The sequence below is a fragment of the Vibrio sp. 10N.286.51.E5 genome (genome assembly GCF_041469125.1).
Classification (GTDB): Bacteria; Pseudomonadota; Gammaproteobacteria; order Enterobacterales; family Vibrionaceae; genus Vibrio; species Vibrio crassostreae_C.
Map to the genome: position 1 here is coordinate 32,030 of NZ_JBFRJZ010000015.1, position 12,336 is coordinate 44,365.

Genomic DNA, 12,336 nt, shown 5'->3' on the forward strand with positions numbered 1-12,336 from the left:
CTGATGAAATGAAAGCGATTTCAAGCTGATATTTCACGCAATGTTAATCCTAACCTGTTGATCTTAAATTAGTAGTTTTCGTCATGGATATTCTAAAAGTTTCATGGCATTTAGGCTGATTTATCAGTGTGAACAGCGACCAACTTTTCAACGCTTTCATTGCTTAATATTTCCCTGTTCGATGAAAACTCAAAAAAATAATAGGGAATTACAATGCAAAAATTTAAGCTTTTGCCAATAACAGTCGCAGTGGCGGCGTCGCTTGCTTCACTCTCTTCTTTTGCTGCTGATACTGATATCGAAGCATTAGAAAAACGAATTCAAGAGTTAGAATCTAAAGTTGTGGATATTGATTATGTTAACGATCAACAGCCCGCTGTCCTAACTGCAGAAACTAAGGTGCCAGAAGGCATCGTCTTCTCTGGTTATGCTCGTTACGGCGCTCACTACAAGAGCGGTGATGAGCGTTACGTAGACATCGGTTCAACTGGTCGCTCTGTTGGTCGCTTGGGTAACGAAGCCAACGGTGGTGAGGTTCAGTTAGCTAAGCTTTTCCAAGCTGACAACGGCGCTATCTGGGACATCGTATTCATGGCTGACCACTGGGAAGCAGACGCTTGGGCTGATGACGGCGGCCTGAGCATGAAAAAAATGTACGCAGGTGTAACCAATGTATTTGAAAGCCAGCCTGAGCTGTACATGTGGGCTGGTCGTGACTTCCATCAACGTCCGCAACAAGGTTTGAACGATTACTTCTGGATGACACATGATGGTCAAGGCGCTGGTTTTAACAACCTAGATTTCGGCGGTGCCAAGCTAGACATGGGCTTTGTTGGCCAAGTGAAAGGCGGCCTCGTAAATGACAATGGTAAATACGCAATTACTTCTAAGTTGCACTCTATTAATGCGGGTATCGGCCAACTAGACCTATATGCGAACTATGGCTTTGCTTCAGATGAAGCAGATGTAGTAGGTGAGCCAAAGGTCAGTGATGAAACAGCATACCTAGTAGGTGCAACTTTAGGGCTGGGTGAGTCTAACAAGTTGATTGTTAAGTATGGTGACGGTGCGGATGACTCTGTGTTTGACCTCGCTGGCGACAAGACTGTCTTTTACGCGAGTGTTGAAGGTAATTATGCTGTCAGTGAGCAGTTCATCATAGATTACCTTGTTTCTTACAAAGACATTTCAGGTGATGACTACGAAGATGCAGACACCGGTAGAAATTTAGACAAAAGTGAATACGCGGGTATCGTTCGTCCACAATACCAATGGGATGATGTTCACTCTACATGGTTAGAAGCTGGCTACGGTATGGTTGATTACGATGACGGCGGTGAAGAGAACGCGTGGAAAGTCACTCTGTCTCAGAACGTTTCTCTAGGTGGCTTACCTTGGAGTCGTCCAATGCTTCGCTTCTACACAACTGTGGGTGATGTAGAGACAAAAGGCGCTCCAAAAGACAATGGTAATGTAGATACATTGTCATTCGGTGCGATGTTTGAAGCTTGGTGGTAATCACAAGCTAGCAACAGCAGCTCTTTGAATTAGGCATATTTTCAAAGAGCCTGTGTTTAAAAGTAGTAAAGACTGTCCATTTTAGCCCTAAAGGCAGATTAATTAGGGCACGTTTCAATTAACTCCATTCTTGGGCACATTCTTTGTGCCCTTTTTTTCGTCTTGAATATCTGTTGTATCATTTTGGATTGCCTCTCCCTCTGCTCTCCATGACATCTTCAATACCTCGTTTCATATTATTTTAATCTATCTCGCGTACCCTGCTTTATCCCTAGTAATTGTAATGGCTAACTCACGTCGTAGCCTTTGCATATCAATAGCCTAGATGGTGGAAAATACTCGATACCCATCGTATTTGATACGCCAATAGGTGTGTTGAAACCCCTTCACGGAACTAAGGCTTTTAACAAAACTGACTCACGATGGATTCATGATTTCATGAAACAGTTTCATGGTGTGAAGGTAATCTGTAAGCGCTTTCATGATTTCCACAACTGGCCTTTTTACCTCCAACTTTAGTGTGATGACACTCACTTCAACCAAGACGCCTTTCTTTAATAATCGTTTTGTAAGCGGTTACAAGCTAATGAAGTATCGAGGTTCGAGTGGCGACAATTAAACACGTATCAGAACATGCAGGTGTGTCTCAGGCGACAGTGTCTAGGGTTATTAATGGCACTAGCAGAGTCAGTCATGACAAGAAATTAAAGGTTGAAAAAGCGATCAAGGAGCTGGGTTATCGCCCGAACTCTATCGCTCAAGCCTTAGCTTCAAGTCGTACTGGTAGTGTGGGCGTTGTTGTTCCAGAACTGGGCGGCTCTTTCTATTCAGGCATTTTGCATTGTATAGAAGAGAACCTACGCCGCTTTGGTTACCACGCTGTGGTTACAGCGGGTTCGAATACTGAGCAAGGACAACGTGAGTCTGTGGAGTTTCTGTTGGGGCGTCGTGTTGATGCTTTGATTCTTCATACTCAACTGCTCAGTGATGATTATTTAATTGAATTGGAAGAACAGGGGACCCCTGTGGTTTTAATTAACCGCTTCATCCCAGAAATGGCGATGAGTTGCATTGATATTGATAACGAAGTCGGGGGGCTACTCGCTACTCAATATCTTTTGCAAAAGGGACATACAGATATCGCGTGTATTACCGGGCCTTTAGATAAAGCAGATGCTAGGGGGCGTTTGCAGGGGTATCGAAAGGCCTTGGAAGAAGCGGGTGTGCCATACGATGAAGCCTTAGTCTCGGAAGCGGGTTTTACTGAAGAGACGGGCATCAGCGCTATGAAAAAGCTGATGAATCGTAAGTGTCATTTCACAGCAGTATTTGCTTCGAATGATCACATGGCATTCGGCGCCTTTGAGGTGCTGCATCAAGAGGGACTGTCAGTTCCGAAAGATGTATCACTGGTGGGCTTCGATAACACCATCTTCGCGCGTTATCTGACCCCTAGTTTGACCACCATTAATTTCCCTATTGAAGAGATGAGCGTTGAAGCAGTACAGCTCACTCTACAGAAGCTAAAAAAAATCAAACATGACGTGAACTTTAAATTGCTGCCGACGTTGGTCACTAGAAACTCGGTATCGGATTTACCAGTTACCCTATAAAAATATTAAGGATAGAACATGAAATTTAAGACCTTGGCGCTTTCATGCGCGGTTGCTTTAGGATTAGGTACAACAGCTGTGAATGCCGCTGACAAAGAGATTCGTTTCGACGGCTTCCCTGATTTCGATAGCAGCTTGAAGGTGTTACTGCCTGATTTCGAAAAGAAGACAGGGATTAAAGTTGATTACCTTATGAACAACCATGGTGACCACCACACGAAACTGACAACGAACCTTGCAACGGGTTCTGGTGCAGGTGATGTGATTGTTGTCGACGTTGAGAAAATTGGTCCATTCGTTGGCTCTGGTGGTCTAGTTAACCTGTCTGAAAACTACGGTGCAGATAAATACGAAGAACGATTCGCACCTTACGCATGGGCACAAGGCAAAGGCGCTGATGGCGATATGTACGGCATTCCTGTCGACCTAGGTCCAGGTGTTATGTACTACCGTACCGACGTATTCGAAAAAGCGGGCATTGATGTAGAAGAAGCAATCAAAGATTGGGATTCATACATTGCTGCTGGTGAAAAACTGAAAGAGCAAAACGTACAACTTATTGCTTCAGCAGCCGACGTAGCACAAGCAATTATCTTCACGACGGTTCCTGAAGGTGAAGGTCTGTACTTCGATAAAGATGGCAACCCTGTTGTGACATCAGAGCGTTTTGTTCACGCTTTTGAAGTAGCAAAAGAGATTCGCGACAAAGGTTTAGACGGCCGTATCCTAGCTTGGTCTAACGAATGGTACGAAGGCTTTCGCAACGGCACATTTGCAACTCAACTTTCTGGCGCTTGGCTTCTTGGTCACCTATACAACTGGATTGCACCGGAAACTAAAGGTAAGTGGGCAGTAGAAAACCTACCTGATGGTATCTACGGCAGCTGGGGTGGTTCATTCCTTTCAATTCCAACTCAATCAGACAACCCAGATGAAGCTTGGGCGCTTATTGAATACATGACGACTGACCGTGAAGTACAGCTTAAGCACTTCGAAACGATTGCTGCTTTCCCAGCGAATACAACAACGTATGACGATGAGCTTTTCCAAGAAGAGATGGAGTTCCTAGGCGGACAAAAAGCCCGTCTTATTTTTGCTGAAGTTGCGCAAAACATCAAACCAGTATCTCCAGCACAAGGCGACCACGTTGCACGTTCTATCATCTTAGAGAACGCATTGATGGAAGTACTTGATGAAGGTAAAGACATCGAGACAGCGCTTAAAGAGGCTGAGCGTCTAATCAAGCGTCGCACGCGTAATCTTTAATTTGTTATTACTTTGAGTAAGTGAGGAGGCGCGGATAGCGCGCTTCCTTTTTTAAGAGGTCGTTACTATGAATCATACAGCGAGCACAACGATAGAACCTTCGGAGCAAAGCTTTTTTTCTCGTCTGAATTTGAAAGCGCTTACACCGTATGGATTCCTTCTACCGTTTCTGATCATTTTTTCTGTATTTGGGATCTTCCCGCTGTTGTTCTCTGTTTATCTTTCGTTCCATGAATGGAACCCTGTGAAGGGCATGGATGCGATGGAGTTTGTGGGTTTTGAGAACTATCACATTGCTTTAACTGACCCATGGTTATGGCGCTCATTAAAGAACACATTGTGGCTAGCAATCACGTCAGGTGTGGCTCAGCATTTAGTTGCTATTCCAGTGGCTTACATGTTGGTTTCGATGGGTGACCGTATGCGTCACTGGCTAACATCGGCGTACTTTCTACCGTTCATCACATCAACGGTCGCAGCGTCACTGATTTTCTTCAACATGTACTCTCCTAACTCAGGAATTATTAACCAAACGCTGATGGCTCTGGCTGATAGCACGCTGTTTGGTTGGGCATTTGCTTGGGTTAACGATTTTCAACCAATCCGCTGGTTAGACGATGCCACTATGGTGAAGCCGTCTATCGCGATCATGGTTTTCTGGAAATACACCGGTTTTAACATCGTCCTTTACACCACGGGTTTAATGACGATTCCTAAAGACATTTTAGAAGCTGCTCGTATGGATGGTGCCAATGCCTTCCGCCGCTTCTGGAACATCTCACTACCAATGATTCGTCCATTTATCTTCTTTGCAATTACGATGACCATCATCGGTAACCTGCAAATGTTTGAAGAACCGTTCGTACTAACGCGTGGCACAGGTGGTACAGGCCAATCTGGTTTAACTATCTCTATGTACCTCTACAAAGTGGGTTGGGAATGGCTAGAAATGGGCACGGCCTCAGCGATTTCATGGCTTCTGTTTGCACTCATCGCAACGTGTACCTTGGTTCAATTTTTATTCTTCGGTAAGAAAGGCTTAGGGGAACATTAAGATGTCGACATCAATTAAGACAAATACTTCACCACTAAGTGGCCTAATGCCAAGCGAACGCACCATGTACATCATGACTAAGATCTTGATGGTGATGCTCGGCATATTACTGGTTGTTTCTGCAATCATTACGGTGTTCCCATTTGTGTGGTCAGCACTGCTTTCAACACGTGACCGTTCGGAGATCTTCGGCTCGGGCATCAGCTTTGCGATTGGCGATAGCCTAATGGTGAACTACGCAAAACTGCTGGAAATCATGCCGTTTTGGAAAGCGATGTTTAACTCGATTTACGTGGCTTTCTTGGGCACAACCATCTCGCTGCTGTTTTGTAGCATGGGTGGTTACGCGTTTGCTGTGTTTAAGTTTCGCGGTAAGAACGTGTTGTTTGGCATGTTGGTTGGCTCAATGGCGATTCCGCCAGTGCTTAGCCTGATCCCTTACTTCATGATCGTGAAATTCTTAGGCTTGTTGGATAACCACATGGCGGTATGGCTACCATTCACAACCACGCCGTTTGGTATCTTCTTGATGCGTCAGCACGTGATTGCATCGATTCCTAAAGAGCTATTAGAAGCAGCGAAACTGGATGGCGCAGGTGAATTTAGAACGTACTGGAGTGTGGTTCTGCCACTGATGAAACCAGCACTAGCAACACTTGCTATCGTGCAGTTCGTCTTCTTCTGGAACATGTTTATGCAGCCTCTTGTGGTGCTGAACAATCCTGACAATTACGTCATCACACAAGCACTACGAAGTGTTCAAGGTATTCCGAATACGCCATGGGGCGCGGTAATGCTAGGTACCACAATTTCTATTTTACCACTTGTGATTACATACCTGTTCGCATCGAAACAGATGATCAGTGGTTTAACGTCCGGCGCAGTTAAAGGTTAGGTTTAAGGGTTATAACAATGAATAAATTTCAACTTCCAAGTGATTCAAAGTTACGCAGTAAGGAATTTGTATTCGGTGTCGCGACATCTTCATACCAAATTGAAGGCGGCGTTGAAGAGGGCGGTCGTACACCGTCTATCTGGGACACGTTTTGTAAGACGCCAGGTAAGGTAGATAACGGCGACAGTGGTGATGTGGCGTGCGACCACTACCACTTGTGGCAACAAGATATCGAGATGATTCAAGTCTTAGGCGTTGATGCTTACCGCCTGTCAATTGCATGGCCACGTATCTTGCCGCAAGACGGTGTCGTGAATCAGCAAGGCCTAGAGTTTTACGAGCAGATCATCGATGAATGTCATGCCCGTGGAATGAAGGTGTTCGTGACACTTTATCACTGGGATCTACCGCAATACCTTGAAGACAAAGGCGGCTGGTTAAACCGTGAAACGTCTTACAAGTTTGCAGAATATGCAGAAGTGGTGAGTAACTACTTTGGCGACAAAATTGATGTTTACACCACATTGAACGAACCGTTTGTATCTGCGTTCCTAGGCTACCGTTGGGGCGAGCATGCTCCGGGTATTAAGGGTGAAAAAGAAGGCTTCTTGGCTTCTCATCACTTAATGCTAGGTCATGGTTTGGCGATGCCGATTCTTCGCAAGAATGCACCTCACGCTAAGCATGGTGTGGTATTCAACGCGACGCCAGCTTACCCGCTGACGCCACAAGACCAAGCGGCAGCAGATTACTGCGAAGCCGAGAATTACCACTGGTTCATCGACCCTGTACTGAAAGGTGAATACCCACTGCCAGTCGTCGACCGCCAAGCGATGAACATGCCGATGATTTTAGAAGGCGACCTAGACATCATAAGCGCCCCGGTTGATTACATCGGTATCAATTACTACACACGCAATGTCGCTCGCTTCAACGAGAATGGTGATATTGAATCAGTAAAACAGACTGATGCTGAACACACTTACATCGGCTGGGAGATCAACCCACAAGGCCTAACCGATTTATTGGTAAGGCTGGATGCTCGCTACGAAAATATGCCGCCTATCTACATCACAGAGAATGGTGCAGCAGGTAACGACGAGTGTGTTAACGGACAAGTGATGGATGAACAACGTGTTCGTTACTTCCAAGGCCACATCGAAGCAGTTCACAACGCAGTTGAAGCGGGTGTGAAAGTCGATGGTTACTTCGCTTGGAGTCTGATGGATAACTTTGAGTGGGCATTCGGCTACTGCCAACGCTTTGGCATCGTCCATGTTGATTACACCACTCAAGAAAGAACACTGAAACAGAGCGCAATTGCGTACCGAAATATGCTTCAAGAGCGCGCTGAGGAGAACAGATAATGGCTAAAGTAGAATTTAAGAACATCAAAAAATCATTCGGCGATGTTGAAGTTGTAAAAGAGTTTGATTTTACGGTTGAAGACGGCGAGTTCGTGGTTTTCCTTGGCCCATCTGGCTGTGGTAAGTCGACAACACTACGCATGCTTGCAGGCCTAGAGAGCATCAGCTCTGGTGACATCGTCGTTGGTGGCAAAGTGATGAACAAGGTCGATGCTAAAGATCGTGACTTAGCGATGGTATTCCAAAGCTACGCGCTGTACCCGCACATGACAGTGTACGAGAACATCGCATTTGCTCTGAAGCTGAAGGGCATGCCAAAAGCAGAAATCGACGTAGAAGTGCTAAAAGCGGCGAAAATGCTAGAGCTTGATCCACTACTGAACCGTAAGCCGAAAGAGCTTTCTGGTGGTCAGCGTCAGCGTGTGGCAATGGGCCGTGCGATGGTTCGTACGCCTAAGGTTTTCTTGTTTGATGAGCCGCTGTCTAACCTAGATGCAAAACTTCGTGGCGTGATGCGTGAAGAGATCAAACATCTACACCGTGAACTAAAAACCACCACGATCTACGTAACCCACGATCAGATCGAGGCGATGACATTGGCGGATCGCATCGTGATCCTGAAAGACGGATATGTTGCTCAAGTTGGTACACCAACCGAGGTGTTCCAGCGTCCGGCAAACAAGTTTGTCGCGCAATTCATTGGTAACCCATCAATGAACATGTTGGAAGCAAAACTGATTGAAAAAGAAGGCGAGTACTTCGTTGAAATCGGCGATGTTCATATCCCACTGCCTGAGCGCTTTAAGTCTCTGGCATCTAAGAACCTAGCTCTGCATTTTGGTGTTCGTCCAACAGATATTCACCTACGTGCCGAGCAAGTTGACCACGACCGTGTGCTGCCATTCCCTGTGAAAATCAAAGACAAGGAACTGCTGGGTGCGAGCATTCTTCTGAAAACAGAAATCGGCGGCCAACCGCTGATGGTTGAGACCCAAGCTGCTGAAGTGGATGTGAAAGAACTGACACTTTACTTAGATTTGGATGCTTTCCACCTGTTTGACGCACTGAGCGAGAACTCGCTAGCGAGCTAGTCAATTACGAGCTAGCCAATCAATTTAAATCAGTCATTGAGCTGACACCAACCAACTTACGACAAATTGTTTTGGCTCCTCCTGATTTGGGAGGGGCTAGGGATACTGATGATGAAATTCGGATATTTTGACGATAAAAACAAAGAATACGTAGCAACCACGCCGTGTACGCCGATCAAATGGTGTAACTATGTCGGCACATTAGATTTCGGTGGCATTGTTGATAGCAACGGTGGCGTGTTGTTGTGTAAGGGCGATCCTGCACTCAACCGCATCACTAAGTACATTGCACAACTGCCAAATTCAGATTTTAAAGGCTCGACAATGTACCTCAAGGTGCGTGATGAAGCCGGCAATGTAGAAGTATTCTCACCGTTCTACACACCCACTCTGAAGCCGCTCGATAAGTTTGAAAATCACACGGGTTTGTCATACACCACCATCATTGCAGAAGCCTTTGGTGTGCGTTGTGAAGCGACCTTCTTTGTACCGAAAGCTGACCAAGTACTGCTGCAAGACATTAAAGTGACCAACATTTCAGACAAAGCACTGCACGTTGATGTGGTGCCTGTGTATGAATTCACACACTTCGATGCGCTTAAACAGCTACTCAATGCGGACTGGGTGCCACAAACCATGACGCTAAAAGCACACCAGCAAGAGTCGGGTCATACCGTGCTTGAGCAGTATGCTTTCATGAAGCGTGACTACGCGGTGAACCTGATGACAGCGGATCGCCCTGCGACGTCTTTTGATGGTGATCGCCAATCGTTCCTAGGTAATTTGGGCTACGGCACATGGGCAGCGCCAGAAGCACTGAACAATGATGAATTAGGCAACACCGAGTGTTTGCGTGGCGACAACATTGGCGCACTGAACCTGCGTCTAGGTTGGTTATCTCCAGAGCAGACCGAACGTACGATTGTACAAATCGCGCAAGAACAGAGCCTAGAAGCAGCATTGCCTCTGCTGGCTAAATATCGTGACCATCAAGTGGTCGATTCTGCTTTCGCTGAACTGGCTGAACATTGGGATGGTTACCTACAAGCAGTTCAGGTTGAAACGCCAGATCCTGCAATGAACTCAATGCTTAATGTACATAACCCACGTCAGTGTCACACCACTAAAAACTGGTCTCGTTACCTGTCTCTGTACCAGCTTGGCTATGGCGCACGTGGCATTGGTTTCCGTGATTCTTCGCAAGATACGTTAGGCGTAATTACTCACATGCCAGAAGAAGCGCGTGAGTTCATTGAGCGTCTGTTATCTGTGCAAAACACCAACGGTTCTGCGATGCACCAGTTCTTCCCATCAACGATGGAAGCGAACGCGGGTGACTCACGTGAAGAGGAAGATCGCCCTGATTATTACGGCGATGATCATCTGTGGATCATCTACGCAGTCACTCAATATGTGAAAGAGACAGGCAATGCTGATTTCTTGAACAAAGTGATTCCGTTCTATCAAAAAGACAAAGCGGGCAACCCTGTGGAAACAGGCACCGTTTGGGATCACTTGTGTCGCGCGATCGAGTTTACCTACACCAATACGGGTGAGCACGGCCTACCGTTATTAGGTTTTGCAGACTGGAATGACACGGTGAACCTGCCAACGGGTGCTGAGTCGATGATGGTCGCTAACATGTACGGTAAAGCCCTGCTTGATATGCTCGACCTCTGTGAGTTACGCGGTGAGGAACAGCTGACCGCTCAGTTCAAAGAGCAATACCAACAAATGCAGAGCACAGTGAATGAGTGCGGTTGGGATGGCGAATGGTTTGTGCGTTACTTTGATGAGCAAGGCCTGCCAATTGGTTCTCACAAGAATGAACAAGGGCAGATCTACACTAACGGTCAAAGCTGGCCTGTGATTTCTGGTTTCGCGACACAAGAACGTGCCACACAAGCGCTAGATTCGGTTTACAACAAGCTGAACACGACCAATGGTATCAAGCTTTCAACTCCAGGCTACAACGGCTTTGATCCACAACTTGGTGGCGTTTCGACATATCCACCGGGTGCGAAAGAGAACGGCGGTATCTTCCTGCATTCAAACCCATGGGTGATGATCGCGGAAGCGAAAATGGGCAACGGCGAGCGTGCTTATGAGTACTACCGTCAAATTAATCCGGCTTCTAAGAACGACGATATTGATACCTTTGAATCGGAGCCATACTGCTACCCGCAAAACATCTTGGGCGACGAACATAAACAGTTCGGCCTAGGTCGTAATGCATGGCTGTCGGGTACTTCATCTTGGACATACGTGGCAGGTACGCAGTGGATTCTAGGTGTTCGACCTGAAATTGATGGCTTGCTGGTGGATCCCTGTATTCCGGCAGAGTGGCCAGAGTTCAAAGTCCGTCGTCAGTTCCGTGGCGCAACATATAACATCCATGTCTCGAACCCGAACAATGTGTGTAAAGGTGTGGTTGAAATGAAGGTCAATGGTGACCTGATTTCAGGCAACAAAGCACCGGTATTTACATCGGGTGAGCACATGGTAGAAGTGGTATTAGGCTAACAAAGAGAAGGGCGCTTTATGCGCCCTTTATTGCTTTTTGGTTTCTCTTTAGTGTTGTTTTATTTTGGTTGATAGCTGGCCTGGCATTGCCAATTGAAGGTTTGAGACTGGTTCGGGCTAAGCGTCAGTAAGCCAATTTGGTTATTGAATGCATCGGCAGGGCAAGTCATGGGCTCTATTGCAATACTTTGCTCGCTAGCCGGCGTGTAGAGCTGAACAAATGGGTAGCTCGCGTCTTGTTGATAATGAATTGCAGCTGATGAATCTGAACGTGTCAAAGTCAGTTGGTTGGTTGTCTTCGAATCAAATTCAAAGCAGTGGTTTAGGCTTTGACTGGTCAGGGAGTCACCCAAAGACAAACGGTCAAAAGCCTGTTTTTCACCATTGGGTAGGTCGTTCTCATGTACGACCTCAGCGCAAGGCGACATAGTCAATTCACACTGTTCTAGGTCATTGCCGAGCGAGAAATAAGGGTGCCAAGCATCACCGAATGGGAAGGCGAAATCACCACAATTAGAGACAGTTGTTGAGCAAGAGAGCTTACCCGTTGTGTCGATAGTGAAGGTGACTTCAAGGTTAAAAGCGAACGGGAAAGCAGGGTGCAAAGATGATGTCTGATATTGCAGCGTCACACTGGCTGATTTTTCATTGGCTGCGCTGTTTTTGATTGAAAAAGGTTGGTTGTAGAGCAAGCCATGTACGGCGTGATCAGACCAAGGGAAGTTAGCTGGGAGTTGATGGTTTTGGTTGTCGAAACTGTAGCGACCTAAGTTTAAACGGTTTGGAAAAGGAAATAATTTAGCACTGCGGGAAAAGAACGGATGTTGGTTGATCAGTTCATCATAATTCTGATAGCCACAAATAAAAGAGAATGGACTGTTATTTACAATGTATTTATTTATAACAGCACCAAACCCATTGATTATTTGAAGTTCTATACCATGCTGCTGATTTATTAATGTGACAGAGTCAATATTTCCAAATTTTTCATTTATAATTTTAAACATGT

The 12,336-nt window shown here is 46.0% G+C and carries 9 protein-coding genes; 8 read left to right on the forward strand and 1 reads right to left on the reverse strand.

Features of this window, described 5'->3' with window-relative positions:
* Positions 1 to 213: 213 nt before the first annotated feature.
* The 8 genes from AB4161_RS05085 (at position 214) to AB4161_RS05120 (ending at position 11,327) form a co-directional block, all read left to right on the forward strand.
* Positions 214 to 1,518 carry a carbohydrate porin gene (locus tag AB4161_RS05085; protein ID WP_372082928.1) on the forward strand — a complete coding sequence of 435 codons (1,305 nt, stop codon included), beginning with the start codon at positions 214 to 216 and terminating at the stop codon, positions 1,516 to 1,518.
* Positions 1,519 to 2,123: 605 nt separating this feature from the next.
* Positions 2,124 to 3,131 (forward strand): LacI family DNA-binding transcriptional regulator, encoded by a 1,008-nt coding sequence (locus tag AB4161_RS05090; protein ID WP_017097774.1) that lies wholly within the window; start codon positions 2,124 to 2,126, stop codon positions 3,129 to 3,131.
* A gap of 18 nt (positions 3,132 to 3,149) precedes the next feature.
* Entirely contained in the window at positions 3,150 to 4,397 is a 1,248-nt protein-coding gene (locus AB4161_RS05095) for an ABC transporter substrate-binding protein (RefSeq protein ID WP_372082929.1), read from the forward strand.
* A 67-nt stretch (positions 4,398 to 4,464) separates the two neighbouring features.
* On the forward strand, positions 4,465 to 5,451 hold the full coding sequence (locus AB4161_RS05100; protein WP_048614012.1) for a carbohydrate ABC transporter permease: 987 nt from the start codon (positions 4,465 to 4,467) through the stop codon (positions 5,449 to 5,451).
* A gap of 46 nt (positions 5,452 to 5,497) precedes the next feature.
* Positions 5,498 to 6,346, forward strand: a complete 849-nt coding sequence (locus AB4161_RS05105; protein ID WP_179946899.1) for a carbohydrate ABC transporter permease — start codon at positions 5,498 to 5,500, stop codon at positions 6,344 to 6,346.
* A 17-nt stretch (positions 6,347 to 6,363) separates the two neighbouring features.
* Positions 6,364 to 7,713: a GH1 family beta-glucosidase gene (locus tag AB4161_RS05110; RefSeq protein ID WP_372082930.1), complete on the forward strand. Its 1,350-nt coding sequence runs from the start codon at positions 6,364 to 6,366 to the stop codon at positions 7,711 to 7,713.
* Positions 7,713 to 8,804, forward strand: a complete 1,092-nt coding sequence (locus tag AB4161_RS05115; RefSeq protein ID WP_210455022.1) for an ABC transporter ATP-binding protein — start codon at positions 7,713 to 7,715, stop codon at positions 8,802 to 8,804. Before AB4161_RS05110 ends, AB4161_RS05115 begins: the two co-directional genes overlap by 1 nt.
* A 108-nt stretch (positions 8,805 to 8,912) precedes the next feature.
* The gene (locus AB4161_RS05120) at positions 8,913 to 11,327 is read left to right on the forward strand and encodes a GH36-type glycosyl hydrolase domain-containing protein (protein WP_372082931.1); all 2,415 of its coding nucleotides are present in this window, start codon (positions 8,913 to 8,915) and stop codon (positions 11,325 to 11,327) included.
* 59 nt (positions 11,328 to 11,386) lie between these two features.
* Here the strand turns inward: AB4161_RS05120 and AB4161_RS05125 are convergent, their stop codons facing one another.
* On the reverse strand, positions 11,387 to 12,334 hold the full coding sequence (locus AB4161_RS05125) for an aldose 1-epimerase (RefSeq protein WP_372082932.1): 948 nt from the start codon (positions 12,332 to 12,334) through the stop codon (positions 11,387 to 11,389).
* Positions 12,335 to 12,336 lie beyond the last annotated feature (2 nt).

What these genes read in the sequence shown, in the direction of transcription:
- AB4161_RS05105 (WP_179946899.1), top strand. Translation starts at nt 5,498, where the DNA reads ATGCCAAGCGAACGCACCATGTACATCATGACTAAGATCTTGATGGTG.
- AB4161_RS05125 (WP_372082932.1), bottom strand. Translation starts at nt 12,334, where the DNA reads ATGTTTAAAATTATAAATGAAAAATTTGGAAATATTGACTCTGTCACA.
- AB4161_RS05100 (WP_048614012.1), top strand. Translation starts at nt 4,465, where the DNA reads ATGAATCATACAGCGAGCACAACGATAGAACCTTCGGAGCAAAGCTTT.
- AB4161_RS05110 (WP_372082930.1), top strand. Translation starts at nt 6,364, where the DNA reads ATGAATAAATTTCAACTTCCAAGTGATTCAAAGTTACGCAGTAAGGAA.
- AB4161_RS05120 (WP_372082931.1), top strand. Translation starts at nt 8,913, where the DNA reads ATGATGAAATTCGGATATTTTGACGATAAAAACAAAGAATACGTAGCA.
- AB4161_RS05095 (WP_372082929.1), top strand. Translation starts at nt 3,150, where the DNA reads ATGAAATTTAAGACCTTGGCGCTTTCATGCGCGGTTGCTTTAGGATTA.
- AB4161_RS05085 (WP_372082928.1), top strand. Translation starts at nt 214, where the DNA reads ATGCAAAAATTTAAGCTTTTGCCAATAACAGTCGCAGTGGCGGCGTCG.
- AB4161_RS05115 (WP_210455022.1), top strand. Translation starts at nt 7,713, where the DNA reads ATGGCTAAAGTAGAATTTAAGAACATCAAAAAATCATTCGGCGATGTT.